Source organism: Pseudomonas sp. LBUM1652 (assembly GCF_059716105.1).
This window is the reverse complement of record NZ_CP166804.1, coordinates 5,938,907-5,964,615: the sequence shown is the minus strand read 5'-3', so window position 1 is coordinate 5,964,615 and position 25,709 is coordinate 5,938,907. Positions and strand designations below refer to the sequence as shown.

The 25,709-nt window shown below is 60.3% G+C and carries 25 protein-coding genes; 8 read left to right on the top strand and 17 right to left on the bottom strand.

All coding sequences use genetic code 11. The annotated features are described in order from the left end of the window. Positions 1–131 precede the first annotated feature (131 nt). From ACA069_RS27000 to ACA069_RS26980, 5 genes are all read right to left on the bottom strand, one after another. Positions 132–1,364, bottom strand: coding sequence for an MFS transporter (locus tag ACA069_RS27000; RefSeq protein WP_497615541.1), 1,233 nt, complete (start codon positions 1,362–1,364; stop codon positions 132–134). Beyond that, positions 1,357–2,334: a diiron oxygenase gene (locus ACA069_RS26995; protein ID WP_497615540.1), complete on the bottom strand. Its 978-nt coding sequence runs from the start codon at positions 2,332–2,334 to the stop codon at positions 1,357–1,359. The genes ACA069_RS27000 and ACA069_RS26995 overlap by 8 nt, the downstream gene beginning before the upstream one ends. Beyond that, complete coding sequence (locus ACA069_RS26990) at positions 2,331–3,404, bottom strand: SagB family peptide dehydrogenase (protein ID WP_497615539.1); 1,074 nt, start codon at positions 3,402–3,404, stop codon at positions 2,331–2,333. Before ACA069_RS26990 ends, ACA069_RS26995 begins: the two co-directional genes overlap by 4 nt. 451 nt (positions 3,405–3,855) lie before the next feature. Further along, a complete protein-coding gene (locus ACA069_RS26985) occupies positions 3,856–5,052 on the bottom strand; it encodes a class I SAM-dependent rRNA methyltransferase (protein ID WP_007913577.1) in 1,197 nt (398 codons plus the stop codon). 242 nt (positions 5,053–5,294) lie between these two features. Beyond that, on the bottom strand, positions 5,295–5,834 hold the full coding sequence (locus ACA069_RS26980) for a type 1 glutamine amidotransferase domain-containing protein (RefSeq protein ID WP_497615538.1): 540 nt from the start codon (positions 5,832–5,834) through the stop codon (positions 5,295–5,297). A gap of 228 nt (positions 5,835–6,062) precedes the next feature. Here ACA069_RS26980 and ACA069_RS26975 point away from each other — a divergent pair, with 228 nt between their 5' ends. The 3 genes from ACA069_RS26975 to ACA069_RS26965 all read left to right on the top strand — a co-directional run bounded on the left by ACA069_RS26975 (position 6,063) and on the right by ACA069_RS26965 (position 8,093). Next, the gene (locus ACA069_RS26975) at positions 6,063–6,875 is read left to right on the top strand and encodes an HDOD domain-containing protein (protein WP_187679091.1); all 813 of its coding nucleotides are present in this window, start codon (positions 6,063–6,065) and stop codon (positions 6,873–6,875) included. Between the two features lie 12 nt (positions 6,876–6,887). Continuing rightward, positions 6,888–7,700 (top strand): bifunctional DNA-formamidopyrimidine glycosylase/DNA-(apurinic or apyrimidinic site) lyase, encoded by an 813-nt coding sequence (gene mutM, locus ACA069_RS26970; protein ID WP_497615537.1) that lies wholly within the window; start codon positions 6,888–6,890, stop codon positions 7,698–7,700. A 69-nt stretch (positions 7,701–7,769) separates the two neighbouring features. Then, complete coding sequence (locus ACA069_RS26965; protein WP_497615536.1) at positions 7,770–8,093, top strand: multidrug transporter; 324 nt, start codon at positions 7,770–7,772, stop codon at positions 8,091–8,093. 135 nt (positions 8,094–8,228) lie between these two features. Here the strand turns inward: ACA069_RS26965 and ACA069_RS26960 are convergent, their stop codons facing one another. From ACA069_RS26960 to ACA069_RS26940, 5 genes are all read right to left on the bottom strand, one after another. Further along, complete coding sequence (locus ACA069_RS26960; protein WP_003195146.1) at positions 8,229–8,480, bottom strand: YfhL family 4Fe-4S dicluster ferredoxin; 252 nt, start codon at positions 8,478–8,480, stop codon at positions 8,229–8,231. A gap of 102 nt (positions 8,481–8,582) precedes the next feature. Further along, a complete protein-coding gene (gene coaD / locus ACA069_RS26955; RefSeq protein WP_003229157.1) occupies positions 8,583–9,062 on the bottom strand; it encodes a pantetheine-phosphate adenylyltransferase in 480 nt (159 codons plus the stop codon). Between the two features lie 115 nt (positions 9,063–9,177). After that, complete coding sequence (locus tag ACA069_RS26950; protein ID WP_497615535.1) at positions 9,178–10,773, bottom strand: GMC family oxidoreductase; 1,596 nt, start codon at positions 10,771–10,773, stop codon at positions 9,178–9,180. Between the two features lie 117 nt (positions 10,774–10,890). Then, the gene (locus tag ACA069_RS26945; protein ID WP_497615534.1) at positions 10,891–11,436 is read right to left on the bottom strand and encodes a twin-arginine translocation pathway signal protein; all 546 of its coding nucleotides are present in this window, start codon (positions 11,434–11,436) and stop codon (positions 10,891–10,893) included. A gap of 32 nt (positions 11,437–11,468) precedes the next feature. Then, positions 11,469–12,899 (bottom strand): coniferyl aldehyde dehydrogenase, encoded by a 1,431-nt coding sequence (locus ACA069_RS26940; protein WP_497615533.1) that lies wholly within the window; start codon positions 12,897–12,899, stop codon positions 11,469–11,471. 146 nt (positions 12,900–13,045) lie between these two features. Here ACA069_RS26940 and ACA069_RS26935 point away from each other — a divergent pair, with 146 nt between their 5' ends. Together ACA069_RS26935 and ACA069_RS26930 are read left to right on the top strand one after the other, a co-directional pair. Next, positions 13,046–13,717: a TetR/AcrR family transcriptional regulator gene (locus ACA069_RS26935; protein WP_187679053.1), complete on the top strand. Its 672-nt coding sequence runs from the start codon at positions 13,046–13,048 to the stop codon at positions 13,715–13,717. Between the two features lie 32 nt (positions 13,718–13,749). Beyond that, entirely contained in the window at positions 13,750–14,604 is an 855-nt protein-coding gene (locus ACA069_RS26930) for a sulfurtransferase (protein WP_187679052.1), read from the top strand. 33 nt (positions 14,605–14,637) lie between these two features. On the opposite strand, the gene ACA069_RS26925 is transcribed toward ACA069_RS26930, so the two are convergent. The 7 genes from ACA069_RS26925 to ACA069_RS26895 all read right to left on the bottom strand — a co-directional run bounded on the left by ACA069_RS26925 (position 14,638) and on the right by ACA069_RS26895 (position 22,458). Beyond that, positions 14,638–15,636, bottom strand: coding sequence for a hydrolase (locus ACA069_RS26925; RefSeq protein WP_497618313.1), 999 nt, complete (start codon positions 15,634–15,636; stop codon positions 14,638–14,640). A gap of 79 nt (positions 15,637–15,715) precedes the next feature. Beyond that, a complete protein-coding gene (locus tag ACA069_RS26920; RefSeq protein ID WP_497615532.1) occupies positions 15,716–17,221 on the bottom strand; it encodes a M16 family metallopeptidase in 1,506 nt (501 codons plus the stop codon). After that, positions 17,214–18,557 carry a M16 family metallopeptidase gene (locus tag ACA069_RS26915; RefSeq protein ID WP_497615531.1) on the bottom strand — a complete coding sequence of 448 codons (1,344 nt, stop codon included), beginning with the start codon at positions 18,555–18,557 and terminating at the stop codon, positions 17,214–17,216. The genes ACA069_RS26920 and ACA069_RS26915 overlap by 8 nt, the downstream gene beginning before the upstream one ends. A 116-nt stretch (positions 18,558–18,673) precedes the next feature. Continuing rightward, entirely contained in the window at positions 18,674–19,276 is a 603-nt protein-coding gene (gene rsmD / locus ACA069_RS26910; RefSeq protein WP_401270302.1) for a 16S rRNA (guanine(966)-N(2))-methyltransferase RsmD, read from the bottom strand. Continuing rightward, complete coding sequence (locus ACA069_RS26905; RefSeq protein ID WP_497615530.1) at positions 19,276–20,763, bottom strand: M16 family metallopeptidase; 1,488 nt, start codon at positions 20,761–20,763, stop codon at positions 19,276–19,278. Before ACA069_RS26905 ends, rsmD begins: the two co-directional genes overlap by 1 nt. Further along, the gene (locus tag ACA069_RS26900; RefSeq protein WP_489879315.1) at positions 20,756–22,111 is read right to left on the bottom strand and encodes a M16 family metallopeptidase; all 1,356 of its coding nucleotides are present in this window, start codon (positions 22,109–22,111) and stop codon (positions 20,756–20,758) included. Before ACA069_RS26900 ends, ACA069_RS26905 begins: the two co-directional genes overlap by 8 nt. A 152-nt stretch (positions 22,112–22,263) precedes the next feature. Then, positions 22,264–22,458 (bottom strand): hypothetical protein, encoded by a 195-nt coding sequence (locus ACA069_RS26895; protein ID WP_187679046.1) that lies wholly within the window; start codon positions 22,456–22,458, stop codon positions 22,264–22,266. Here ACA069_RS26895 and ftsY point away from each other — a divergent pair. Genes ftsY through ftsX form a run of 3 tightly spaced genes read left to right on the top strand, consistent with a single transcriptional unit; the run spans position 22,457 to position 25,676 of the window. Then, positions 22,457–23,986 (top strand): signal recognition particle-docking protein FtsY, encoded by a 1,530-nt coding sequence (gene ftsY / locus ACA069_RS26890; RefSeq protein ID WP_497615529.1) that lies wholly within the window; start codon positions 22,457–22,459, stop codon positions 23,984–23,986. The two genes, ACA069_RS26895 and ftsY, sit on opposite strands and share 2 nt — an antisense overlap. Next, on the top strand, positions 23,983–24,654 hold the full coding sequence (ftsE, locus tag ACA069_RS26885) for a cell division ATP-binding protein FtsE (RefSeq protein ID WP_008065082.1): 672 nt from the start codon (positions 23,983–23,985) through the stop codon (positions 24,652–24,654). Before ftsY ends, ftsE begins: the two co-directional genes overlap by 4 nt. After that, positions 24,651–25,676: a permease-like cell division protein FtsX gene (gene ftsX, locus ACA069_RS26880; RefSeq protein ID WP_187679044.1), complete on the top strand. Its 1,026-nt coding sequence runs from the start codon at positions 24,651–24,653 to the stop codon at positions 25,674–25,676. The genes ftsE and ftsX overlap by 4 nt, the downstream gene beginning before the upstream one ends. Positions 25,677–25,709 lie beyond the last annotated feature (33 nt).

Here is a 25,709-nt window from a genome sequence, read left to right as displayed (position 1 = left end):
CCTGAGCTCATAAACCCGCCGGGGGATGAATGGCGATGAATCAGGCGATTCTACACCGCTGGCGTCTGGAGGGAATGGCGCAAAGCGTTGTTCCAGTGCCGACGGTGCGTGTGGGATGACGACCGGCAGGTTTAATCGCTACCGGTCTGCGCGATCGCAATGGCCTGCAGGTTCCTGGCGCGCTGGCTGATCCGACTGTTGAGCATCAGCGCGATGCTGCTGAGCAACACGAAGCTGTAGCCCAGCGTCGATTGCAGATTGGTCGGGCTGAGGCTGATCAACGCACTGATCAGTCCGCCGCAGATGAAGATGATCGTGCTGCCGGCCGAGGCTGAAGTGCCGGCATTTTCGGGAAACAGACCCATGGCCCGTGAGGTGGCAGCCGGGCGCGCAATGGTGGTGCCGGCGGTGCAGATCAGCATCGGAATCAGCACCGTCGCGGGGGCCAGTACATGGTTGGCCGCCAGATACAGCATCGCCAGTCCCGACAGCAGGATCAGGCTTAGCCCGGTGATGATTTGTCGGCCCGGCGTGATACGTCGATTCAGTAAGGTGGCGATGATGCCCCCCACGACATACGCGGCGCCATACGCCAGCAGGATCAGCGAAAAGTCATAGGCCGACAATTGCAGCTGGTCCATGAATATCAGCGGTGAAATGACGATAAACGAGAAATGGCAGGCGAACGCAAAGGCTGAAATCAGCCAGTAGCCGACGAAGTCGAAATCTCCCAACACCCGTCGATAGGCCTTGAGGAAACTCAGGGGAGGGCCACTGGCCGCGGGGCGGGTGTTCTCCAGGAAAACCCAGGCCTTGAGCAACACCGCGGCAGCCAGCGCAGTGAACACCCAGAAGCTGCCGCGCCAGCCGAGGGTGGCTTGCAGAAAAGTGCCGGCCAGCGGCGATACCGAGATGAAAATCCCGGTAGCCGTGACCATCAGGATACGCAGGCGATCACGCTCCTCACCCTCGAACAGATCCTGCACCAGTGCCTGGGACAGCACGAAGCAGCCGCACCCCACGGCCTGTACCACCCGGAACATCAGGAACAGCGTGTAATCACTGGTTATCACGCAACCGACGGCACCGAGCATCGATACGCTCATGCCGGCGAGCAACAAGCCCTTGCGCCCGATCACGTCGGACAGCGGGCCGATCAACACCTGGGCAAACGCGATACCTACGGCGAACAGACTGATCGACAGCGCGATGTCCGCCGGTGTGCTGCGAAAGTGCGCCGCCAGTGCCGGAAACGAAGGCAGCAGGACATCCAGTGGAAACACGCCGAGCAGCACCATTGCGAGCAACAGGCTGACAGCCCCGCGACGTTGACGGGCGGTTGCCACGGATTTTCCTTTATCCATCGATCAGTCCTGCCTTGGCAAAAAGTGTCTGGTTATGGGGCGTGGCGAAAAATCCCGCCTTGCGCAATGCATCCAGCGTAGCGACGCAACCTGATCGTGCACGCGCGCGGTTGGCTTGCACCGTCGCCATGCTGCCGACAATCTCCATCACGTCACTGTCCGCGATGCCCGCGCCACGCAGGCTCTGTTGCAGCCAGCGTTCGTCGACCTCGAAGAAAATCCCGATGATCTCCAGCAGTGTTCTGCTCACGAACGTGCGCTGGCGGCTGTTCATGGACAGCCAGCAGTAGTGGAACACTTCGGCAAAGTAGCGACTGTGGCGGGCTTCGTCGGCCAGATGGTCGCGCAGCATGTCGTTCACGCTGGACACCAGAGTGTCGCGGCAGATGTCCAGCAGCTCTCGGGCAATGATGGTCTCCGAGACGAAGCCGAGCAGAAACCATGCCAGTGCACGGTTCTTCTCCGGGGTACGGGCGATCAGTGCGTTCATGCGGGTGATCCGCTTGGGGATCGTCGGCCGTCCGGTGATTCTGTAAAGCCCGGCGATCTGCTCCGCGAGACGATTGGAGAACAGCGCGTGGTAACCCTCGTCGGTGTAGAGCTGCAGCGCTGCGTGTTTCATTGGCAGCGGCACGTAAATGGGCAGCTCCCGATGCGCGATGACTTCAACCGCACGATTGACGATGCGGTGTTCGAGCAGCGTGGTGTAGTCGAGAAAATTCACCAGGTGATTGGCCGTCAGCCGATGCAATACCTCGCGCCCCGCGGCCTGAATCGCTGGGTGAGCCAGATAGGGCAGGAAGGCGGGTGGGAACCAGTAGCGGCTTTGCAGTTGTTGCTGCACGTCGTCCGGCAATTGATAGTCGTGGGTGCTGCTGCGTACCGAGGCTCGACTGTCCCAGTCCCCCAAGGTGAACTTGAGCGCCCATGACACCGGTACTTCGTGCGGATCCGGGATCAGCAGGGTCATGTCTGGACCTCGCGCAACAGATCGCGCATTTCCTGGCACATTGCCTGTCCATCGCTTTTCCCGCAGCCGACAAAGAACAGTGGCTGTTCCGCACTCTCCTCAAGTTTGAGCAGTGTTTCGACCTGCTTGTCGGCAAACGCGCCGGTCAACCAGGTATTGAAGCCAAGCGCGGTAGCAACCAGTTGAAAGGTTTGTGACAGATGGCCGGCCTCGACGAATGCCATGCGGTAGGCCCGTGAGTGCTCGTACTTCCACCAGAGCCGGTCAAATCGGGCCGTGATGAACAACCCCAGCGGCAGGTTGTTGATGAAATGCTGGCCGCCGAGCAAATCGCCCGGTGCCGCTTGTGGCAATGGATTAACCCGGCTCAGGGTGTGTTCCGCCGGGTGATAGGTGTAGATGCCGGGCTCCAGATCCTCGACATTCTGCACCAGCAGAAAGCCTTCGCATGCGTTCAGACCGCCACCGGAGGGACTGCTGCGACGTGCGCCGAGGTCTTGGGCGATGGTGTCGTCGCGATCAATGTCGCGCTCGAGGAGATAACCGAGTGAAAGATAAAGCAGGGTGCCGACGTCGCTGAGCGTCATTGCTGCATCGGTAAAGGAACGACAGGTCTTTCGCTGGAGCAGCGCGTTATTCAGGCTATCGTTGCTCAGTGCGCAGGGAACGGGCAGGGCGATGCGCGGTGCAGATTCATGCTGCGGGCGTTCTGTCGCGGGAGCCGGGCTAGCCAATACTTCGTTGCAGTGCGCCAGATATTGTCTGGACCACTCATGAATATTCTGAGGGGCGTGTTCGCAGGGAATGTTTTGGGTGCCGATATGATAGATCTTTGATAATTCATCCCAGCCCCATTGCGGGGTGTCGATTTTTGAAATGGTTAGAATGCCCGCGCTGAGTAATTGTGTGTCTATTATGTTGTGTGTGTCGAACAAGTCTGGATTGTTTATTAGTTGGGCAAGGCGCGATGAATAGTTAATATCCAGTTCATATTGAGTATGTTCTTTGTAATTCCATACTATTTGATTTGGCGAGCGCGGCAATATAAACAGGTAAGGATTGATGTGCATGGGGTTATTCACTCTGGCTGAAGTCGGAAGGACGCTGAGTTGCCGGCACTCCCCAGCGTCCTGACTTACTTAACGGGTTTTAGCAGCAACCAGAAAAGCCAGGTTTGCGATTTTGTTGGTTTCCAGAGAAATTTTTTTCATGATGTGAACTCCTTGTTCGTTGAAAGTTTAAGTCGCCTCGTGGCGACAACTTCATAATAGTTTGTAATGGATTATTGGCAAGTGGATATTAAGTAGGAATGCTCCAGTAATTTTGTCGGAATAATCTTTAGCTGGAGATGGACTTTGTAGGGCAAGTTTCAATAATTAAAAGACGTAAGGAAATATCCTGCACGTCCATGGGAAGGCAAGTGTAGGAAGTCGTAAGCGTCGGAAGGAGTAAAAGGCGCCGAATGAATGCCAGGGCCAGGCGCAAACGGGGAGCCTGCAGGCTCCCCGTTGTCCGCATTGATCAGCTGTTAGGCAGCAGGCGGCAGGTGATGCTCTTGATGTAGCGAGTTTCGGCAATGGCCGGGTGGACAGGGTGATCCGGGCCCTGACCGCCGCGCTCCAGCAACTGGATGTTGCGATCCAGGTGACGGGCACTGGTCAGCAGGATGTTCTGCAGATCGTCTTCCGGCAGGTGCATCGAGCACGAAGCGCTGACCAGGATGCCGTCCTTGTTGAGCAGGCGCATGGCTTGCTCGTTCAGACGACGGTAGGCGCCTTCACCGTTTTTCATGTCTTTCTTGCGTTTGATGAACGCTGGCGGGTCGGCCACGATCACGTCGAAGCGCTCTTCGCTGGCTTTCAGCTCTTTCAAGGCTTCAAAGACGTCGCCTTCGATGCAGGTCATCTTGTCGGCAAAACCGTTCAGCGCGGCGTTGCGCTCGACACCGTCAAGGGCGAAGGCCGAGGCATCGACGCAGAACACTTCGCTGGCGCCGAACGCGGCCGCCTGTACGCCCCAACCACCGATGTAGCTATAGAGGTCGAGTACGCGTTTGCCCTTGGCGTAAGGGGCCAGGCGCGCGCGGTTCATGCGGTGATCGTAGAACCAGCCGGTTTTCTGACCCTGAATGACCGGGGCTTCGAATTTCACGCCGTTCTCTTCCAGTGCGACCCACTCCGGCACCAGACCGAACACGGTTTCGACGTAGCGGTTGAGGCCTTCGGCGTCACGCGCGGCGGAGTCGTTCTTGAACAGAATGCCGCTTGGCTTGAGCACTTGGGTCAACGCGGCGATCACGTCGTCTTTGTGCGCTTCCATGGTTGCCGAGGCAATCTGCACCACGAGGATGTCGCCGAAACGGTCGACCACCAGACCTGGCAGCAGATCGGAATCGCCGTAGACCAGGCGATAGAAAGGCTTGTCGAACAGACGCTCGCGCAGCGACAGGGCGACGTTCAGGCGATGCACCAGCAGCGATTTGTCCAGCGCAACTTTAGTGTCGCGCGACAGCAGGCGGGCGCAGATCAGATTGTTCGGGCTCATGGCCACGATGCCCAGCGGTTTGCCGCCGGCAGCTTCGAGGATCGCCTGATCGCCAGCATTAAAGCCGTGCAGTGGCGTGGCGGCCACGTCGATTTCGTTGCTGTAGACCCACAGGTGACCGGCGCGCAGGCGACGGTCGGCGTTGGCTTTGAGGCGCAAGCTAGGCAGGGACATGACGTCGCTCCGGAAAAAAGAGCGGGAGTATAGCGTGTTGGGCCCGGTGATTGGCCCGCGAATGGACATATGGCTGAAGGAGAGAAGTCCTGTGGCGAGGGGATTTATCCCCGTTGGACGGCGTAGCCGTCCCAAATCAGTCAGCAGGGGTGTTCAGGGAGACCGTGCTGTCTGGTTTGCGACTGCTGCGCAGCCGAACGGGGATGAATCCCCTCGCCACAATGGTTCATGGTGGATTTGGATCAGGCCGACAAGGCGTCGATCAACTCACGACTGAACGCCGGAATATCATCCGGCTCACGGCTGCTGATCAAGTGACCGTCTCTGACCACTTCTTGATCGACCCAGTTGGCACCGGCATTGACCAGATCATCCTTAAGCGTCTTGTAACTGGTCATGGTCTTGCCATTGACCAGCCCCGCCGAAATCAGCAGCCAACTGCCATGGCAGATCACCGCAATCGGCTTGCCGGCGGAGGTGCCGGTCTTGACCAGGTGCTGGGCGTCCTGATCGATTCGGATGGTGTCGGAATTCTGCACGCCGCCGGGCAGGACGATCGCGTCGTATTGCTCGCTGCTGGCAGCCTGGAAAGTCTGGTCGACCGTGAAGTCGTCCGCCGGTTTGTCGTGGTTCCAGCCTTTGACCTTGCCTGCCTCCGCCGAAAGGATATCGACCTGGGCACCGGCCTCTTCCAGGGCCTGTTTGGGGCCGGTCAATTCAACCTGTTCGAAACCATCGGTTACCAAAAAAGCGACGCGCTTGCCGTTGAGGGAAGTGGCCATCAATAAGCTCCTGAGTCTGTGGGAATTTGCTGCCCCGTGGGACCGAAATCATCCGTCGGGTATTACAGAGTCCGAAGCCTTGGCTTGAATGAAAGTTCCTGACAATTGCCCACTGGTGTGTCGTCCTGCGGTTTTTAGGGGTTAGAATCGCCGCCTGTCCCAGAGTGTGTACTTATGTCCCAAGAGCTGACCACCGAACAGATTCAACAATCCCTGCAAGGCATCAGCGTGCCCGCGCAGCCGCAGATCATGGTGGATCTGCAAATGGAGCAGTACATGCCCGACCCGGACCTGGAGGTGATCGCCAAGCTGATCGCTCAGGATCCCGGCCTGTCCGGCGCGCTGCTGAAAATCGTCAACTCGCCGTATTACGGCTTGAGCAACAAGATCACTTCGATCCAGCGTGCGGTGAATCTGCTGGGCAGCCGTTCGATCATCAACCTGATCAACGCGCAATCGATCAAGGGCGAGATGAACGACGACACCATCGTCACCCTCAATCGTTTCTGGGACACCGCCCAGGACGTGGCGATGACTTGCCTGACCCTGGCCAAACGCATCGGCACTCAGGCAGGCGATGAAGCCTATGCGTTGGGGCTGTTTCACGATTGCGGCGTGCCGTTGATGTTGCAGCGTTTCCCCAATTACATGTCGGTGCTGGAAACGGCCTACGCCAATGCCAGCGCTGAATGTCGAGTGGTCGACACCGAAAACGCTGAGTTCAACACCAACCACGCGGTGGTCGGTTATTACACCGCCAAGTCCTGGCGTCTGCCGGAGCATGTCAGCACGGCCATTGCCAATCACCACAATGCCCTGGCGATTTTCAGCGACGAGTCGTCGCGCAACAGTCAAATGAAAAACCTGTTGGCGATCCTCAAGATGGCCGAGCACATTTGCGCCTCGTATCGCGTGCTGGGCAATCAGACCGAAGACTACGAATGGAGCAGCATCGGCCCGTTGATTCTCGATTACGTGGGGTTGTCGGACTACGACTTCGAAACCCTCAAACAAACGATCCGCGACCTCGGCGCGCATTGATTCGAGGACGCCATGCCTGAACTGCCGGAAGTCGAAACCACTCGCCGGGGCATCGCCCCGCACCTGGAAGGCCAGCGCGTCAGCCGGGTAATCGTGCGTGACCGTCGGCTGCGCTGGCCGATCCCCGAAGACCTTGATGTGCGCCTGTCCGGGCAGCGCATCGTGTTGGTCGAGCGACGGGCCAAGTATCTGTTGATCAACGCCGAGGTCGGTACGTTGATCAGTCATTTGGGTATGTCGGGCAATCTGCGTCTGGTTGAGGCCGGTCTGCCGGCGCTCAAGCATGAGCATGTCGATATCGAACTGGAGTCGGGCCTGGCCCTGCGTTACACCGATCCACGGCGGTTCGGCGCGATGTTGTGGAGCACCGATCCGCACAATCACGAATTGCTGATTCGTCTCGGGCCGGAACCGTTGACCGATCTGTTCGACGGCGAGCGCTTGTTTCAGCTGTCGCGCGGGCGTTCGATGGCGGTCAAGCCGTTCATCATGGACAACGCGGTGGTGGTCGGGGTCGGCAATATCTATGCGACCGAAGCGCTGTTCGCCGCCGGCATCGATCCACGCCGCGAGGCCGGGGGCATTTCCCGGGGGCGTTATCTGAAGCTGGCGATCGAGATCAAACGCATCCTCGCCGCTGCCATCGAGCGTGGCGGCACTACGTTGCGTGATTTCATTGGCGGCGACGGGCAGCCGGGGTATTTCCAGCAGGAACTGTTTGTTTATGGCCGAGGCGGTGAACACTGCAAGGTCTGCGGCACCGGTCTGCGCGAAGTGAAGCTCGGCCAGCGTGCCAGTGTGTTCTGCCCGCGCTGTCAGACCTGAGGCAAAGCGCCGAAAAAGTCCTACGGTCTATAGTGAGTTGTCTCACTGTTCAGCCCGAAGGATCGTGCCATGAAATCCTTGCAAATCCTCTTCTTCACCCTGCTGCTGTGTTCCTGCATGGCTGTTCAAGCCACGGAAAGCGGCAGCGGTGATCCGCGCTACACCATCCAGAACCCACCGGCCTACGCGATGATAGGCGACTTGCTGATTGCCCGACCTTTGCTGGTTGTGGCGACAGTGATCGGTGCAGGGGCGTTTGTGGTGTCGCTGCCGTTTACCGCGCTAGGCGGCGGGATTGGTGATGCGGGGCAGGCGTTGGTGGTCGATCCGGCGAAAGCGGCGTTTGTGCGGTGTCTGGGGTGTATCGGGGAAGGGTTTGAGCAGCGGGAGTGAGCTGATCCGGATATTGCAGTATTGCTGATGGTCTTATCGCCAGCAGGCTGGCTCCCACAGGGGATTTGTGATTGGCACAGATCCAATGCAGGAGCCAGCCTGCTGGCGATAGGGCCCGAACAGGCGCTGAAGGACTCAGGCCTTGCCGGTGATTTTGCGGTACTTCTCCATCAACTGTTCTTCAGTCTCCGGATGGGCTTCGTCCAGCGGGATGCAATCCACCGGGCAAACCTGCTGGCACTGCGGTTCGTCGTAGTGGCCAACGCATTGGGTGCACAGGTTCGGGTCGATCACATAGATCTCTTCGCCCTGGGAGATGGCGGCGTTCGGGCACTCGGGTTCGCAGACGTCGCAGTTGATGCAATCGTCGGTGATGATCAGGGACATGCTAACTCCAGCCGGGGCGGCAGGCCCGGGCGCTATAAATCAATGCGCGCAATTGTGCCGCATTGGCGCCCGCAGTGCACGCGGGCGCCGTTTGAACGGTCGTTACTTCTTGAAGCGCAAGGTCAACGCGTCGGCCACGGCCGGGTGGACGAACTTGCTGATATCGCCGCCCAGTGCGGCGATTTCGCGGACCAACGTCGACGAAATGAACGAATAACGCTCCGAAGGGGTGAGAAACAGACTCTCCACATCCGGGGCCAACTGGCGGTTCATGTTGGCCAACTGGAATTCGTATTCGAAGTCCGACACCGCACGCAAACCACGCAGGAACACATTGGCGTTCTGCTCTTTGGCGAAATGCGCCAGCAGCGTCGAGAAGCCGACCACTTCCACGTTCGGCAGGTGTTTGGTGACCTCGCGAGCCAGTTCAACCCGTTGTTCCAGCGGGAACAGCGGATTTTTCTTCGGGCTGGCGGCGACCGCAATGATCACGTGATCGAACAGGCGCGAGGCGCGTTCGACCAGATCGCCATGGCCCTTGGTAATAGGGTCGAAGGTACCTGGGTACAACACTCGGTTCATCGCGTCGTCCTGGCGGGAGTCCGTTGGGGAGTCGGATGGTATCGCAGCCGTCCCGGTCGGCCAAGTCGCCTTTTGGGTAAGAAAGCACTATAGACGATAGGAATAATCCGCTTTTTCATGGGTTTTTCAGCCGATCGGCGAGGGACGTCGCCAATTGTGCGGTGAGACCATACACCGACAACTGCGGGTTGGCGCCGATGCTGGTGGGGAACAGCGAGCCATCGTGAATCGACAGATTGCTCAGTTGATGATGGCGGCCGAGGCTGTCGGTGACGGCGGTTTTCGGCTCTTCACCCATCGCACAGCCGCCCATGACGTGGGCGCTGCCCAGTCGTGTGCGATACAGCTCCAGGCTCAAGCCATCGATCAGCGTGCGCGCCTCGGCCAGGGTTTTCACGTAGCGGGCGTCGGCATGCATTGGCATCACCGCTTTGGCGCCGCCGGCGAACTGGATCTCGGCCATGCTGTGGAAGGCGCGGCGCAGGCCTTCCCAAGCGTAAGGCGAAACCTGGTAATCGAGCACCGGCGAGCCGTCGCCGCGCAATTCGACGCTGCCGCCCTGGCTGTCGGGGTGAAAGCCGTCGCGCAACAACGCCAGCATCGCGTGGGTGTGCGGCAGATCGGCCATGTGCTCGGCGTTCTGCTGGCCAAAACCACCGAGTAAAGTCGCCGCCAGCGCCGGGTGCAGCGGTGGCACTTCGAGCTTGTAGCCCATCGGCCCGGTCGCCCCGTCTTTCCACTGGAAATAGTCCGAGTAGATCGACTGTGGCGCGCCGTAGAACGGGTTGATCACCTCGTCGAAGCGTCCGGCGGACATGTTCACCAGATGCAGAAACGTGCGTTTGCCGAGGGTTTTATGCGGATCCGGCGCATCCGAACGCAGCAATAATGCCGGGCTGTTGATGCCGCCGCCGGCCAGCACGTAATGCCGCGCCTTGACGGTGATTTTGCGGCCGGTCGGTTCGACGCAGCGCTCGTCCATGGCCACGCATTGCAGGCCGGTGATTCTATCGCCGCTGATCAGCAGCTTTTCCGCTCGGGCCAGATAGAGCAACTCGCCACCCTTTTCCAGCGTCGCCGGAATGGTCGTGACCAGCATCGATTGCTTGGCGTTGGTCGGGCAGCCCATGCCGCAGTAGCCGAGGTTCCAGCAACCGCGCACGTTGCGGGGGATCACGTGCCAGCTATAACCGAGTTGCTCGCAGCCTTTGCGGATCACGTCGTTGTTGGCGTTGGGCGGAACCATCCACGGCGCGACGCCGAGGCTCTGCTCCATCTTTTCGAACCACGGGGCCATATCTTCAGCGCTGTGGCCTTTCACGTTGTGCTCTTTGGCCCAATGTTCCAGGGTCGGTTGCGGCGTGCGGAAGCTTGAGGTCCAGTTGATCAGCGTCGTGCCGCCGACGGCGCGGCCCTGCAGGATGGTGATCGCGCCATCCTTGCTCATGCGGCCGATGCCTTCCTGATAGAGGCTGCTGTAGGCCTGTTCTTCGAGCATTTTGAAGTCGGAGCTGGTTTTCAGCGGGCCTTCTTCGACCAGCAGCACTTTATAGCCGGCGGCGCTGAGGATTTCTGCCGTAGTGCCGCCGCCGGCGCCGCTGCCGATGATGGCGACGTCGGCTTCGAGGGTCAGGTCGTCGGTCAGCTGGGCGCCGTTGTAGGTTTTCCAGCCTCGGGCGAGGCCTTCGCGGAACGGGTCGGGTACGGGCATGTTCAGGCTCTCTTGTTTTTGTTGTTCTTGCGGGCCTCTTCGCGAGCAGGCTCGCTCCCACATTTGAAATGCAATCCCTGTAGGAGTGAGCCTGCTCGCGATAGGCGCGACTCGGTCTCAGACCGAAGGCGGGCCGGGATAGCCGCAGTGCGCCCAGGACTCGGCGCGGGTGTACCAGGCCATCATCACCATTTGCTGCAAGGAGCTATGGCCCATGCGCAGCAGGTTCAACGAACTGTTTTGCCAACGGTCGAGGAAGTGACGCATCGCTTCGGGACTGGCGTTTTCCCAACTGCCCCAGATCCCGGTGAGCGGGCCACGGGTCACGGCCATGCCCAGCACGTCGAACAGTTGTCGGGTGAGTTTGAGCATTTCCGGCGACAGGTGATCGAGGCTGTAGTCCAGCGACTTGAGGGTGCCAGCCACCGCGTCCGGCATCTTCTCGGCGACCACGGCGCCATCAAGCATCACCGGAATCAGCGCGCGCAGAAACAGCAAATCGCCGTCGCGCAAAGTCACGAAACCATTGGCCGTGACGCTCGACGAACAGCCGCTGAGGCTGGCGCCGAGACCGGCGGTGGCGAGGAAAGCCGTGGCGCCGAGGCTGAATTTCAGCAGGCCACGACGTGACAGTGCAGGTGTATCGGTCAGGCTTGGGTGCATTGTTTTTATTACCCGGCGGCGATGACGAATATTTAGCGGATGAACAGCTTCTGGATCAGTTTCTGAATCGATTTTCCGTACGGCGGGTAAATCAATCTGGCCGCGTTGAAGCGCTGTTTAACCAGCACGCCTTTGGCTTTGCTGAACGTCAGAAAGCCTTCGTGACCGTGGTAATGACCCATGCCCGAAGCGCCGATGCCGCCGAAGGGCATGTCGTCTTGCGCCACATGCAGCAGCGTGTCGTTCAGGCACACGCCGCCGGAATGGGTTTCGTGCAGCACGCGGTTCTGTTCGCGTTTGTCGTAGCCAAAGTAGTAAAGAGCCAGAGGACGTGGCCGCTGATTGATGTAAGCAAATGCTTGCTCCAGATCCCGATACGGCACGATCGGCAGCAGCGGGCCGAAGATTTCGTCCTGCATGACGGTCATGTCGTCGCTGACATTCAGCAGCACGCTGTGCGGCATGCGTCGGCCCTGACCCTGATCGAACAGCGGAATCAGCAGCGCGCCTTTGCTGGTGGCATCGCTGACGTAGCCGTTGAGCCGCGCCAACTGGCGTTCGTTGATGATTGCGGTGTAGTCGGGGTTGTCGGTGAGGGTCGGATAGAAGCCCTGCACGGCCTGGCGATAGGCTTCGACGAAACCACCGATGCGGTCTTCCGGGACCAACACGTAGTCGGGGGCGACGCAGGTCTGCCCGGCATTGAGGGTTTTGCCGAAGGCGATGCGTTCGGCGGCATCCTTCAATGGCACGTCGCGGGAGACGATGGCCGGGGACTTGCCGCCCAGCTCAAGAGTGACCGGGGTCAGGTTTTCCGCCGCTGCGCGCATTACGTGTTTGCCGATGCTGGTGGCGCCGGTGAACAACAGATGATCGAAGCGCAAACGGGAAAACGCGACTCCGATATCGGCTTCGCCGAGCACCACGCAAACCAGATCTTCGGGGAAGATTTGCGCCAGCAACTCCTTGAGCAGCAGGCCGGTGGCCGGGGTCGATTCGCTGAGTTTGAGCATCACCCGATTGCCCGCCGCCAAGGCGCCGACCAGCGGGCCGATGGCCAGATAAAGCGGGTAATTCCACGGCACGATGACGCCGACCACACCCAATGGCTGATAAACCACTTTCGCTGAAGCCGGCTGGAATGCCATGCCGACCTTGCGCCGCGAAGCTTTCATCCAGCCCTTGAGATGACGGCTGGCGTAGTGAATGCCGTGCAGGCTTGGCATCAGTTCGGCGAGCAGGGTTTCGTCGGCGCTGCGATGGCTGAAGTCGGCGCTGATCGCCTCGATCAAAGCCTGACGCTCGTTGCTCAGCAAATCGCGCAGTGCCTTGAGCCATTGCTGGCGCAGGGCGGCGGGCGGCATCGGGTTGGCGGCATACGCAGCCCGTTGCGCCGCGAACTGCCGATCAAGCGCTTCCAGGGGCAATTGCAGCGTCTGCAGGTAGGCAATGTCGGCAGTCATGGTCGGCTCCGTATTTATTGTAGTGAAGAACTTTTTAGAGTCTATGCTCTAGAAAGTCAATCAACATCCATGCACAGCAGTGTTTTATCCATTTCCGGTTAGGTCGTAAGATGCCCGTCAACGCACTCTGAATTAAAGCCCAAGCCATGGCCCCACGAATAAAAACCAGCGAGCGTATCGTGCTGAACAGCCTCGAGCTGTTCAATCAGCAGGGCGAGCGCAGCATCAGTACCAATCACATTGCTGCCCACATGGAGATTTCTCCGGGCAACCTGTACTACCACTTCCCCAACAAGCAGGCGATCATCGCCGTGTTGTTCAGTGAGTACGAAAGCCTTGTCGACAGTTTCCTGCGCCCGCCGCAGGGGCGCGCCGCGACCGTTGAAGACAAGCGCTTCTATCTCAAGGAGCTGCTTTCGGCGATGTGGCGCTACCGCTTTCTGCACCGCGATCTCGAGCATCTGCTCGACAGCGATCCGGAACTGGCCGCGCGTTATCGGCGCTTTTCCCAGCGATGTGTGATCCAGGGCGCGGCGATCTACGAAGGTTTCGTGGCGGCCGGGATCCTCGACATGGATCGGGTGCAGATCGAATCGCTGACCCTCAATGCCTGGATCATCCTGACGTCCTGGGTGCGCTTTCTGTGCACCACCCGGGAAAACTCCAACCACCTCAGCGAGCAAGCCATTAAACGTGGCGTGTATCAGGTGCTGGTGCTGGAAGCCGGATTTGTCACCGAGCAGGCGCGCGAGCAGGTCAATGCGCTGTTCGAGGAGTTCTACGTGCCACTGGCCCAGGCCCTCGAAGATGTGAAGTAAACCGTTCCGTTGAAATCCCACAGGAGCCCGTTATGCCGATTGCGCAACTGATCAGCCCCAACGCACTGGATGCCCGCAAGGAGCAGCCCGGGCTGGTGATTCTGGATTGTCGTTTTGCCCTCGAAGACCCGGACTACGGTCAGCGCAGCTATGCCGAAGGGCACATTGCCGGGGCGAGTTTTGCCGATCTGGAGCGTGACCTCAGTGGCAAAGTGGTCAAGGGCGTGACCGGGCGTCATCCGTTGCCTGAGCCGGCAGAGCTGATCGAGCGTCTGCAAGCCTGGGGCATCAATGCCGACAGCGACGTGGTTTTGTACGACGACGGCCCGGGAGCCTATGCGGCCCGAGCATGGTGGCTGCTGGCGTGGCTGGGCAAGCGCGACGGTGTGTTCATTCTCGACGGCGGACTCAAGGCGTGGCATGCAGCTGGCCTGCCGCTGAGCTTGGATGCGCCGACCGTCACCCGTGGCCATTTCAGCGGCCAGTCAGACATGAGCCTGTTGCTCAGCGCCGAACAATTGCAGCAACGTCTCGGCCAACCCGAACTGACCCTGATCGACGCCCGGGCCTTGCCGCGCTTCAAAGGGGAAGTGGAGCCGATCGACCCGATTGCCGGGCACATTCCCGGCGCGCAATGTGCGGCGTTTACCGACAACCTTGGCAGTGACGGGCGATTCTTGCCGGCCGATCAGCTCAAACAGCGCTTTGCCGCGAAGCTGGGCGAGCGCTCGCCGTCAGAACTGGTCGCGTATTGCGGCTCGGGCGTGACGGCGTGCCACAACCTGTTTGCACTATGCCTGGCGGGGTATCCGTTGGGTTCGCTGTATGCGGGGTCGTGGAGTGAGTGGATCAACGAGCCGTCGCGCGGAGTCGCTACCGGCGAGTAATCACCACACCCTTGTGGGAGCGAGCCTGATCAATCATGACGTCAGGCCTGCCAGCCACTGCGGGATGCGCCGTTCCAGGTAATAACCCGGCTGGCGCAACGAGCCATCGACGAAGCCGACGTGGCCGCCGCGAGCCTGCAATTCGAATTCGGTGAGGTCTGACAGCTCGCTGGCCTGGGGCAGGCTGTGCGGAAACACGAAAGGATCGTCCGCCGCTTGAATGATCAGGGTCGGCGTGCGGATCTCACCGAGAAAATACCGGCTCGAGGCGCGACGATAGTAATCCTCGGCATCGGTAAAGCCGTGCAGTGGCGCGGTGACCCGGCCATCGAAATCCCAGAACGTACGCATGTTCTCCAATGAGCCGAGCGCTGCCAGTGCGGCTACACCATCATCGCGCCCGTCGTGCTGGAACTGGCGTTGCTTGTTCTTGATGTAAGCGACCATCTCGCGCATGAAATGCGCTTGATAGACCCTGGAAAATCCCTGACCAATCCGATCCGCGCACTGGTCGAGGCGAAACGGCACCGACACTGCCACCGCACCGCGCACGCCGCTGGCACTCCCGGTCTCGCCCAGATGCTTGAGCAACACATTGCCGCCAAGGGAATATCCGACCGCATACAGCGGTGCCAACGGACGCTTCGCACGCAGATGGCGGATGGCTTCGGCGAGGTCTTCGCTGGCGCCGGAGTGATAACTGCGCGGCAGCAGGTTCGGTTCGCCCGAGCAGCCGCGCCAGTTCAATGCAACACTGGCCCAGCCTTGCGCGGCGAGCGCGGATTGGATGCCGGCAACGTAAGGTGAGTTAGAAGAACCGGTCAGTCCATGCAGCACCAACACCAGCGGAGTCTCGGCGCTGTGCGGGCCATGCCAGTCGAGGTCGAGGAAATCGCCATCATCAAGCCACAGACGTTCGCGCTGACGATCAAGGTGAACGGTTTTGCGCCACAGCGGCCCCCACAAGGTTTGCAGGTGTGGGTTACCCAGGCCGAAGGCCGGTGCAAAGCGGGGGCTGGGAATAGGGTTCAGTGACTGCACGGCAAATCTCGACAGGTCTTGCGCAAAGCGGCAGGTGCTTCAGGCATCTGCCGCTTTTGTGTGAAAGAACCTAACTTGCCACAAAGCCTGCTTCGGCGCGACACATGCTCTCGGATGACGTGCCAGGCGGTGTCGGCGCGGGGGCGGGTAGCGCCTGCTGCTCGACGGTGGCCCCGACTGTCACCACGCGCCAGCGGTCGGCGGTCAAATGCCGATTCAGCGCCTCATGGATTTGTTTGAGTGTCAGGCGTTGCACCTGTTGCACGGTGTGGTCGAGGTCGAGTGGCAGATCATGGCGATTGATTGTCACCAGTTGCTTGAGAATCTGCCTGTTGCTGGAGCTGTTCAGTGCACTCCTGTTGGCGACTTGAAGCTTGACCTGATCGAGCTCCTGTTGTGTCGGCCCGTCGCGCAGGTAGTCACTGAACAGCGACCGGGTCAACGCCAGCGTAGCCTGGCTGAATGCTGGATTGACCTGCAGGGAAATGGTCAGCAAACCCGCCGTGGCCCAAGGGGCGTTTTCTGAATAGACGTCGTACACCAGCCCGCGCTTTTCCCGTAGTTCGCTCATCAGTCGGCTGTTAGTCGTGCCGCCAAAAATCAGGTTGGCGGTGTACAGCGCGGCATAGTCCGCATGGCTTCGCGACACGCTGGGCTGGGCGAGTATCAGGTTGATCTGGGTCAGTGGCTGTTCCTCGTGCAGGGTTCGTTCGGTGCCAACGGGTTTGTGCCCGGGCATTGGCATGACCACGGTGCCTGCCGGCATGACCGGTAAGGCGTTGCTGATTTGCAGACTGATCGCCTTTGCCTGCGCCAGCGTCAGGTCACCGACCAGGGTGATTTGCGCCTGACTGGCGCTGTAGAAACGCTGGTGGAAATCTTTTACCTCCGTCCCGGTCAGCGCCTGCAACCCTTGAACCGTGCCATAGAACGGCAGCGAGTAGGGGCCGTGCGGCGCGAGCAGTGTCTTGACCAGATGCTCTGGCGAATTTCCTGCATCCTGCGCGGCGGCAGTGAGGCTGTCGCGCAGCTCGATTTTCACCCTCTTCAGCGCATCGTCGGTCAGTGTCGGCGCGCCTAGAATCTGCGAAAACAGCTGCAACGCCGGAGCACGTTTCTGTTCATCGCTCAAGCTGCGCAAAGCCAATGTGGCGCGGTCATGATCGATGCTCATGTCGAGTTGCGCGCCCAGACCGTCAAAGACTTCAACGATGGCGGACAGGTCTTTGCCCGGTATGCCTTCATTGAGCATGCTGAACGTGGCGGCGGCGAGGCCCGGCGTGTTGCCATCTCGCGCGCTGCCTGCGGCGAAGCTGACATGCAGATCGAACATCGGCAGCTCTGTGGTGCGGATGAACAACACTTTGGTGCCGGTCAGGGTTTTCCAGCCTTTGATCGACAGTGCTCGCGCAGTGCCGGCGACAGGAACCGGCTCCAGTAGCGATTGCAGACGTGGCGCGGGGTAATTTGCCGGTGCGACCGTCACGGTATCTGCCAGCGTTTGAACGCCCGTCAGGCCTGCTACGATTCCCAGCCCGAGCAAAACGCCCCTTGCCTTCCGAAGGCTATTATTCATGAGCCGCCTCCGCCAATACATGCGCAACCGTCAGGCGTTCGCGGGTCAAAAACGTTGACGCCGCCTGCTGGATGTCAGCCGGTGTCACCTGTGCTAGCTCGTCTGAGTCCTTATCCATCAACTGCCAGGGCAGGTCGATACTCGCCAATGTGGCCAGCTCGTGGGCCTGCTCGACGATGGAGTCTTGTGTATAGATCTGTCGGGCAATCAATTGAGTGCGTGCGCGCTCCAATTCTTCGGCTGTCGGCGGGTGGGCATGCAGTTCTTCAATCAGTTGCCAGACCCGTGCCTCGGCCGCGTCCAGATCGTCAGCGTGGGCGCTGGCGAGTTCGGCCGTCATGAATAGAAGACTGTCGCCGCGTGTGAGCGCGTCATAAGAAGTACTGACGTCGCTGAACAACTGTTCGGTGAATTCCAGGCGTTTTTTCAGGCGTGCACTTTGTGTCCCTCCCAGTAATGCGTCGATCAGGCGCAGGGCGTGTACAGATCGCCGATTTTCGGCGGTGGCAAGCCCCGGCACGTTAAAGGCCATGATCAGTTGGGGGGTCGGGACGGCCAGAGACAGCGTCAGTTTGCGCTCACCTGCCAGTGCCAGCTCAGTGGGCCGTAGCAGGCGAGGAACAGGGCGCGCTGGCAAGGGGCCAAAGTGGCGCTGCGCCAACCGTTTGACCTGATCGAGCGTCACATCACCGACAACCACTAGCGTGGCGTTGCCAGGTGAGTAGCGAAGCGCATACCAGTGGCGCAGATCGTCGGCATTCAAACGGTGCAGGTCATGCATCCAGCCAAGAATCGGTGTGCGATAGCTATTGGCCAAATGCGCCACACCGGTCAGACGCTCCATTGCCAGATCATGGGGGTCATCGTCGGTGCGCAAGCGCCGCTCTTCGCGTATCACCGCCATTTCCGGGGTCAAGTCCGAGGTGCGCAAGTGGGCGGTCGACATCAGATCGGCCATCAACTCGAATGCCACGCCCATATACCTGGGTGCCAGGGTTTGGTAATAGGCGGTGGCATCTTTGCTGGTGAAGGCGTTTTCCCGGGCACCGAGTGTTTGCAAAATGGCCGAGGCCTCGCCGGCGCAGGTTTTGCTGCTGCCTTTGTAGAGCATGTGTTCGAGCGCGTGGGAGATTCCGCTCTGGCCGGGCGCCTCGTCGGCAGAGCCAACCTTGAACCAGAGTTGTGAGGTCACCAGCGGTGCACGATGGTCTTCGCGCACAAGCACGTTCAGACCATTGTCCAGGGTGAATTGATGAGTCGGTGGGGGTGCGGCGGCCAGGGACATCAGTGGCGCCAGGCAAAGAATGAGCAGCATCCTGCTGCATAACGTATCCATACATGAATCGTCCGAAGTGGTTAACGCAGATTGCGGTAACCACTTTGGCGAGATGCGAGGAGCGATGTGCGGTATCTATTTATTGCTGATGCATTGAGCGCACATCAAACCCGGGATCAGGCGCTGCGTTGCCACAACGCGTAATACACGCGCCCGGATTTCTGTTCGCGGTGCAAGCGCCAGTTGGCCGGGAAGCCGAGGGTCGATGGTGCCGTTTCGCTTTCGGTATACACCCAGGCGTCGTCGGCCAGCCACTGACGCTCTTCGAGCAACGTGCACACGGCTGGCAGCAGGTTCTGGTTGAACGGCGGGTCGAGGAATACCAGGTCGAACGGCGTAGCGGTCTGGGTTTCCAGGTAGCGCAGGGCGTCGGCAGTCTGCACCTGACCGTTGGTGCAGCGCAGCGTGCCGAGGTGCTCTTTAAGGCTGGAAACCGCGATATTGCTGGCGTCCAGCGCCTGCCCCATGGCCGCGCCACGGGACAAAGCCTCGAGAAACAGCGCGCCGCTGCCGGCGAACGGGTCAAGGACCTTGGCGCCGGCCACGTAGGGTGCGAGCCAGTTGAACAGGGTTTCACGCACGCGATCCGGCGTCGGGCGCAGGCCCGGGGCGTCGGGGAAGCTCAGCTTGCGGCTGCGCCATTCGCCACCAATGATGCGTAACTGATTCACGCCGTTATGCACGTTTTGCGCAGGTTTTTTCGGTGCTCGAGTAGCCATTAATGCTCCGGAACCCCGAGCGGTTGCTCGGCAGGTTTATCAGATGGGGCCGGTAACGGCTTTTGCGGCACGGTCGGGCCAGCGGTGACGATGACCATTTTATCCGTGCTCAAGTGTTTGTTCAGCGCGTCGCGGACTTGTTCCACGGTCAGGCTCTGGGACTCACGCATGAAGTCATCCAGATAACTCAGCGGCAGATTGTAGAAGCCCATGGCGCCGAGTTGGCCGACGATGTCGGCGTTGCTCGCGGTGGACAGCGGGAAGCTGCCGGCCAGTTCGCGTTTGGCGTCGTCGAGTTCTTTCTGGGTCGGGCCGGTTTTCAGGTAATCGGCGAGAACGTCCTGCACCAGTTTCAGGGTGCCCTCGCTCATTTCCGCGCGGGTTTGCAGGTTGATCATGAACGGGCCACGGGCCTGCATCGGGCTGAAGCCGGAGTACACGCCGTAGGCCAGGCCACGCTTCTCGCGCACTTCGCTCATCAGGCGCGTACCGAAACCGCCGCCGCCGAGGATCTGGTTGCCCATCGACAGTGCGGCGTAGTCCGGATCGTCGCGATCGATGCCCAGTTGCGCGAGCATCAGGTTGGTTTGCTTGGACGGAAACTCGATATGGCCAACGCTGGCTTTCGGCTCTTGCGGCTGAGCGATCTTCGCCAGCGCCGGACCCTTCGGCAGGGCGGCGGACACCTGATTGGCAATCGACTCGGCATCGGCGCGGGACAAGTCACCCACCAGCGCGATCACTACATTGCCCGCCGCGTAGGCCTTGGCGTGGAATTCGCGCAGCTGTGCCACGGTGATTTTCGGCACACTTTGCGCACTGCCATCACTCGAGTGCGCGTAGGGGTGATCGCCGTACAAGCGCTTCATCAGTTCCAGGCTGGCGAGTTTGCCGGGGTTCTGTTTCTGGTATTCGAAACCGGCGAGCATCTGATTCTTGATGCGTGCGAATGAGTCGGTCGGGAAGGTCGGTTTGCCGATCACTTCCGAGAACAGTTTCAGCGCGGGTTCACGTTGTTCGGTGGCACTCAGGCTGCGCAGCGAAGCCAGCGCCATGTCCTTGAAGGCACCGTTGCCGAAATCTGCACCAAGACCTTCGAAACCCTGCGCGATGGCGCCGACGTCCTTGCCCGCAATGCCTTCGTTGAGCATCGCGTTGGTCAGTACTGCCAGACCCGGCGCATTGCCGTCCTGACTGCTGCCGGCAGCGAAAATCAGGCGCATGTCGAACATTGGCAACTCGTGGGCCTCGACGAACAGCACCTTGGCACCTTCGGCGGTGTTCCAGGTCTGCACGTCAAGCTTGCGGCTGGCTGGAGCCTTGCCGTCGAGTTCGGCCAGCGATTGCAGTTTCTGGCTGGACTTGGCGCTGTCCAGCGCTTCGCTGGCGTCGGTTTTCGCGCTGGGAGTCAGATAAAACGCGGCGGAACCGATGACCGCTAAGGCGATCAGGCCGAGCAACAGGCGTGGGGTCTTGCGCTTACTCATGAGTCGTCTCCAGTGGCAGGACGTGGGCGACGCTGAGACGTTCGCGGGTGAAATACAGCTTGGCGGCGTTCTGGATGTCTTGCGGGGTTACGCTTTCCAGATCGGCGAGTTCGGTGTCCATCAGTTTCCATGACAGACCGACCGTCTCCAATTGGCCGATGGCAGTGGCCTGGCTGGTGATCGAGTCACGCTCGTAGACCAGGCCGGCAATCACTTGAGCCCGCACGCGTTCCAGCTCTTCGGCGGACGGTGCGGTGGTTTTCAGTTGTTCCAGCAGCTTCCAGAGACCGGCCTCGGCTTGCGCCATGGTCTTTTTCTTCTGGGTGTTCGGCGTCGCCGACAGGGTAAACAGACTGTCGCCACGGGTGTAGGCGTCGTAGCTCGACGAACCGCCGGACACCAGCTCTTCGCCGCGCTCCAGTTGGGTCGGGATGCGACCGCTGTAACCGCCGTCGAGCAGTGCCGAAATCAGGCGCAGGGCGTTGACCGAACGTTTGTCTTCAGCAGTGGCGATGCTTGGCACGTTGAAGCCGAGCATCAGGCTAGGCAGTTGCGTCTGCACATGCAGGGTGATCTGCCGTTCGCCGGGTTCGGCCAGTTCCAGCGGTTGTTTTGCCGGTGGCACGTCGCGTTTGGCGATCGGTCCGAAGTAACGCTGGGCAAGGGTTTTAACTTCATCCGGCGTGACGTCGCCAACCACCACCAGTGTGGCGTTGTTTGGCACATACCAGGATTGATACCAGTGGCGTAGCTCTTCGACCTTCATCCGGTCCAGGTCAGCCATCCAGCCGATGGTCGGCGTGTGGTAGCCGCTGGCCGGGTAAGCCATTGCCTTGTAACGCTCGTAGGCCTTGGACATCGGCTTGTCGTCAGTGCGCAGGCGGCGCTCTTCCTTGATGACTTCGATTTCCTTGGCGAACTCGTCGGCCGGCAGGCGCAGATTGGCCATGCGGTCGGCTTCCAGTTCAAAGGCCACACCCAGACGGTCGCGGGCCAGTACCTGGTAATAAGCGGTGAAGTCGTCGCTGGTGAAGGCGTTCTCTTCGGCGCCGAGGTCGCGCAGGATCAGCGAGGCTTCGCCGGGGCCGGCTTTCTCGCTGCCCTTGAACATCATGTGCTCAAGGGCGTGGGACAGACCGGTCTGGCCCGGGGTTTCGTAGCTGGAGCCGACCTTGTACCAGACCTGCGACACCACCACCGGCGCGCGATGGTCTTCGCGCACGACGACCTTCAGGCCGTTATCGAGGGTGAATTCGTGAGTCGGTTGCGGGTCGGCCGCCAGGGCCGAAAGTGGCAGGCAGACTGTGCTGAGCAGCAGGCCTGCAGCGCGGCGGGCTAGAGCATTCATTCGTTTTTTAACCTGTTGGGCTGCCCGCTTGGTCTTAGCCTAGGCGGGCGAGGAGGTGCTAGGATACTGATCCGTTTTACTGGCGGCCACGCCTATCAGGCCTTTGATCAGTCGATAGGTTGTATGGGTTTCCGGCAGAAGCTTTGAGTTTGTCAGCTAAACTCTGCGTTTTCGCCGACGATGCCGTTCCAGTCCTTCGTAATAATCGACCTTTGAGGTGCCTTTGGCGCCTCGACAAAATGTTGCGCGTGAACAAGCTGGGTGAAACACAGTCTGTTCTGCATCGAATATTTATTTGCCGGGGCGCCCTTATGGCGCGTCGCTACCGTGAGATAGCCGTCCTCCATGTTTGGTTCCAACGACGACAAGAAGACCCCAGCTGCGGCTGGTGAGAAGAAAAGCCTGTTCGGATGGCTGCGTAAGAAACCGCAGGAACCCGTCGTCGAACAGCCGCCCGCGATTCCTGAGCCGGCCCCTGCGCCTGCTCCCGTAATAGAAGAAGAGCCGGCGCCGATCGTTCTGCCGATTGCCGAGCCGGTGCTGCAACCGGCGGCCGAGCCTGAGACTGAAATCCCGGTGGCTGCCGAATTGCCGCTGACCCCGGCCGCCGAACCGTGGCTGACTTTGCCAGTGGCGGAAGAGCCGGTGGCGCTGGTGGAAGAGGCCGCGTCCCATGTGACACCGCCAATTCCTGCGCCTGCCGCGTTCGTTGCCGAGGTTGCTCCGGCGCCTTTGGTTGAGCCGGTTGTCGAGCCTGCGCCGGTTGTGGCAGCGCCTGTTGCGCCAGTGTTTGCCGAGCCGGTTGCTCCAGTTGCGCCAATCATCCAGCAACCAGAGCCAGAGCCAGAGCCAGCACCCGCGCCGGTTGTCGCTGCGCCAATCGTTGCGGTCGAAGCTGCGCCCGTCGAAGTTCCGGCCGAAGCCCCGCGTACCGAGGAGACCAAAGCCGGTTTCTTCGCCCGCCTCAAGCAAGGTCTGTCGAAAACCAGCGCCAGCATCGGCGAGGGCATGGCCAGCCTGTTCCTAGGCCGCAAAACCATCGACGACGACTTGCTCGACGACCTCGAAACCCGTCTGCTGACTGCCGACGTCGGCGTCGAAGCCACTACGCAGATCATCCAGCGCCTGACCCAGAAGGTCGCTCGCAAGGAACTGGCCGACGCCGACGCGTTGTACAAATCCCTGCAGGCCGAGCTGGCTGCGATGCTCAAACCGGTCGAGCAGCCGCTGAAGATTGTTTCGCAGAACAAGCCATTCGTGATTCTGGTGGTCGGCGTCAACGGCGCCGGCAAGACCACCACCATCGGCAAACTGGCGAAGAAGCTGCAACTGGAAGGCAAGAAAGTCATGCTCGCCGCCGGTGACACCTTCCGCGCCGCCGCTGTAGAGCAATTGCAGGTCTGGGGTGAACGCAACAAGATCCCGGTGATCGCCCAGCACACCGGCGCTGATTCGGCTTCGGTGATCTTCGACGCCGTGCAAGCCGCCAAGGCCCGTGGCATCGACGTGCTGATCGCCGACACTGCTGGCCGTCTGCACACCAAAGACAACCTGATGGAAGAACTGAAAAAAGTTCGCCGGGTAATCGGCAAGCTCGACGCCGACGCGCCGCACGAAGTGCTGCTGGTGCTCGATGCCGGCACCGGCCAGAACGCCATCAACCAGGCCAAGCAATTCAACCAGACCGTCGAACTGACCGGCCTGGCGCTGACCAAGCTCGACGGCACCGCCAAGGGCGGGGTGATTTTCGCCCTGGCCAAGCAGTTTGGCTTGCCGATCCGCTACATCGGCGTCGGTGAAGGCATCGACGATTTGCGTACTTTTGAAGCCGAACCCTTTGTCCAGGCACTGTTTGCCGAGCGGGAGCGTTCATGATTCGTTTCGAACAGGTCGGTAAACGGTATCCGAACGGTCACGTCGGCTTGCATGAGCTGAGCTTTCGAGTCCGTCGTGGCGAGTTCTTGTTTGTCACCGGCCATTCTGGCGCCGGCAAATCAACGCTGTTGCGCCTGTTGCTGGCGATGGAACGTCCGACCAGCGGCAAATTGCTGCTGGCCGGGCAAGACCTGAGCACCATCAGCAATGCACAGATTCCGTTCCTGCGCCGGCAGATCGGCGTGGTGTTCCAGAATCACCAGTTGCTGTTCGATCGCACGGTGTTCAACAACGTCGCGTTGCCGCTGCAGATTCTCGGGCTGTCCAAGGCCGAGATCGCCAAGCGTGTCGACTCGGCGCTGGAGCGCGTGGCGCTGTCGGATAAAACCGATCTGTACCCCGGCGACCTGTCCACCGGTCAGCAACAGCGCGTCGGCATTGCCCGCGCCATCGTCCATCGCCCGGCCTTGCTGCTGGCGGACGAACCGACCGGTAACCTCGACCCGCGTCTGGCGGCCGAGATCATGGGCGTGTTCGAAGACATCAACCGGCTGGGCACCAGCGTGCTGATCGCGAGTCACGACCTGGCACTGATTGCGCGCATGCGTCACCGTATGCTGACCCTGCAACGTGGCCGATTGATCGGCGACGGGGAGGCTGGCGAATGAGTGCGACTCGTAGCCCCAAGGTTTCCGAGCGCGTGGCCCCCAAGGCCGCCGATCCGCAGCCGCAAAAGAAGAAAAAGCACGACGATGACGACGGCCCGGATTTCGCCACGCTGTTCCGCGCCTGGGTCGAAAGCCATCGTGCCAGTTTGCTCGACAGCCTGCGTCGTCTCGGCAAGCAGCCGATCGGCAGCTTCTTCACCTGCATGGTGATGGCCGTGGCGCTGAGCCTGCCGATGGGGTTGTCGCTGCTGCTCAACAACGTCGAGCGTCTCGGCGGTTCGTGGCAGCGGGCGGCGCAGATTTCGCTGTACCTGCAACTCGACGCCAGCCCGGAGCAGGGCGAATCGTTGCGCGAGCAGATCAAAGGCATGCCCGGCGTAGCTGATGCTGAATATGTCGGCCGCGATCAGGCGCTGGAAGAGTTCCAGCAGCAGTCCGGATTGGGCGAAGCCCTGCGCGAGCTGCCGGAAAACCCGTTGCCGGGTGTGGTGCTGGTGACCCCGAACGAGGTCGACAAGCCGACCCTGGAAGCATTAAGACAAAAACTTTCCGAGCTGCCCAAGGTACAACAGGCACAACTTGATCTAGTCTGGGTCGAGCGTCTGGCCGCCATCCTCAAGCTCGGCGATCGTTTTGTCTTCGGTCTGACGGTGTTGTTGGTTTCTGCATTACTTTTGGTGATAGGCAATACCATTCGTCTTCATATTGAAAACCGCCGCACCGAGATAGAAGTGATTAAACTCGTCGGCGGCACCGACAGCTATGTACGTCGTCCCTTCCTTTATATGGGCGCGTTGTATGGCTTCGGTGCGGGACTGCTGTCCTGGGGCGTATTGGCGTTCGGCCTGAACTGGTTGAATGATGCGGTGGTTGGACTGGCCGGCTTGTACGGCAGTGATTTCGCACTGGCCGGAGTGCCAGTTGCCGACGGTCTGTCGCTCTTGCTTGGCGCGGTGCTGTTGGGTTATATCGGTGCATGGATTGCAGTCGCACGTCATCTCAGGGAGCTGGCGCCGAAGTAGAATCTTTTTTGCGCGTGATTGGCCTTGCGGTTT

Excerpts from the sequence above, each read along its gene's own strand:
- ACA069_RS27000 (WP_497615541.1), bottom strand. The coding sequence starts at position 1,364 with ATGGATAAAGGAAAATCCGTGGCAACCGCCCGTCAACGTCGCGGGGCT.
- ACA069_RS26995 (WP_497615540.1), bottom strand. The coding sequence starts at position 2,334 with ATGACCCTGCTGATCCCGGATCCGCACGAAGTACCGGTGTCATGGGCG.
- ACA069_RS26990 (WP_497615539.1), bottom strand. The coding sequence starts at position 3,404 with ATGCACATCAATCCTTACCTGTTTATATTGCCGCGCTCGCCAAATCAA.
- ACA069_RS26985 (WP_007913577.1), bottom strand. The coding sequence starts at position 5,052 with ATGTCCCTGCCTAGCTTGCGCCTCAAAGCCAACGCCGACCGTCGCCTG.
- ACA069_RS26980 (WP_497615538.1), bottom strand. The coding sequence starts at position 5,834 with ATGGCCACTTCCCTCAACGGCAAGCGCGTCGCTTTTTTGGTAACCGAT.
- mutM (WP_497615537.1), top strand. The coding sequence starts at position 6,888 with ATGCCTGAACTGCCGGAAGTCGAAACCACTCGCCGGGGCATCGCCCCG.
- ACA069_RS26965 (WP_497615536.1), top strand. The coding sequence starts at position 7,770 with ATGAAATCCTTGCAAATCCTCTTCTTCACCCTGCTGCTGTGTTCCTGC.
- ACA069_RS26960 (WP_003195146.1), bottom strand. The coding sequence starts at position 8,480 with ATGTCCCTGATCATCACCGACGATTGCATCAACTGCGACGTCTGCGAA.
- coaD (WP_003229157.1), bottom strand. The coding sequence starts at position 9,062 with ATGAACCGAGTGTTGTACCCAGGTACCTTCGACCCTATTACCAAGGGC.
- ACA069_RS26950 (WP_497615535.1), bottom strand. The coding sequence starts at position 10,773 with ATGCCCGTACCCGACCCGTTCCGCGAAGGCCTCGCCCGAGGCTGGAAA.
- ACA069_RS26945 (WP_497615534.1), bottom strand. The coding sequence starts at position 11,436 with ATGCACCCAAGCCTGACCGATACACCTGCACTGTCACGTCGTGGCCTG.
- ACA069_RS26940 (WP_497615533.1), bottom strand. The coding sequence starts at position 12,899 with ATGACTGCCGACATTGCCTACCTGCAGACGCTGCAATTGCCCCTGGAA.
- ACA069_RS26935 (WP_187679053.1), top strand. The coding sequence starts at position 13,046 with ATGGCCCCACGAATAAAAACCAGCGAGCGTATCGTGCTGAACAGCCTC.
- ACA069_RS26930 (WP_187679052.1), top strand. The coding sequence starts at position 13,750 with ATGCCGATTGCGCAACTGATCAGCCCCAACGCACTGGATGCCCGCAAG.
- ACA069_RS26920 (WP_497615532.1), bottom strand. The coding sequence starts at position 17,221 with ATGAATAATAGCCTTCGGAAGGCAAGGGGCGTTTTGCTCGGGCTGGGA.
- ACA069_RS26915 (WP_497615531.1), bottom strand. The coding sequence starts at position 18,557 with ATGGATACGTTATGCAGCAGGATGCTGCTCATTCTTTGCCTGGCGCCA.
- rsmD (WP_401270302.1), bottom strand. The coding sequence starts at position 19,276 with ATGGCTACTCGAGCACCGAAAAAACCTGCGCAAAACGTGCATAACGGC.
- ACA069_RS26905 (WP_497615530.1), bottom strand. The coding sequence starts at position 20,763 with ATGAGTAAGCGCAAGACCCCACGCCTGTTGCTCGGCCTGATCGCCTTA.
- ACA069_RS26900 (WP_489879315.1), bottom strand. The coding sequence starts at position 22,111 with ATGAATGCTCTAGCCCGCCGCGCTGCAGGCCTGCTGCTCAGCACAGTC.
- ftsY (WP_497615529.1), top strand. The coding sequence starts at position 22,457 with ATGTTTGGTTCCAACGACGACAAGAAGACCCCAGCTGCGGCTGGTGAG.
- ACA069_RS26895 (WP_187679046.1), bottom strand. The coding sequence starts at position 22,458 with ATGGAGGACGGCTATCTCACGGTAGCGACGCGCCATAAGGGCGCCCCG.
- ftsE (WP_008065082.1), top strand. The coding sequence starts at position 23,983 with ATGATTCGTTTCGAACAGGTCGGTAAACGGTATCCGAACGGTCACGTC.
- ftsX (WP_187679044.1), top strand. The coding sequence starts at position 24,651 with ATGAGTGCGACTCGTAGCCCCAAGGTTTCCGAGCGCGTGGCCCCCAAG.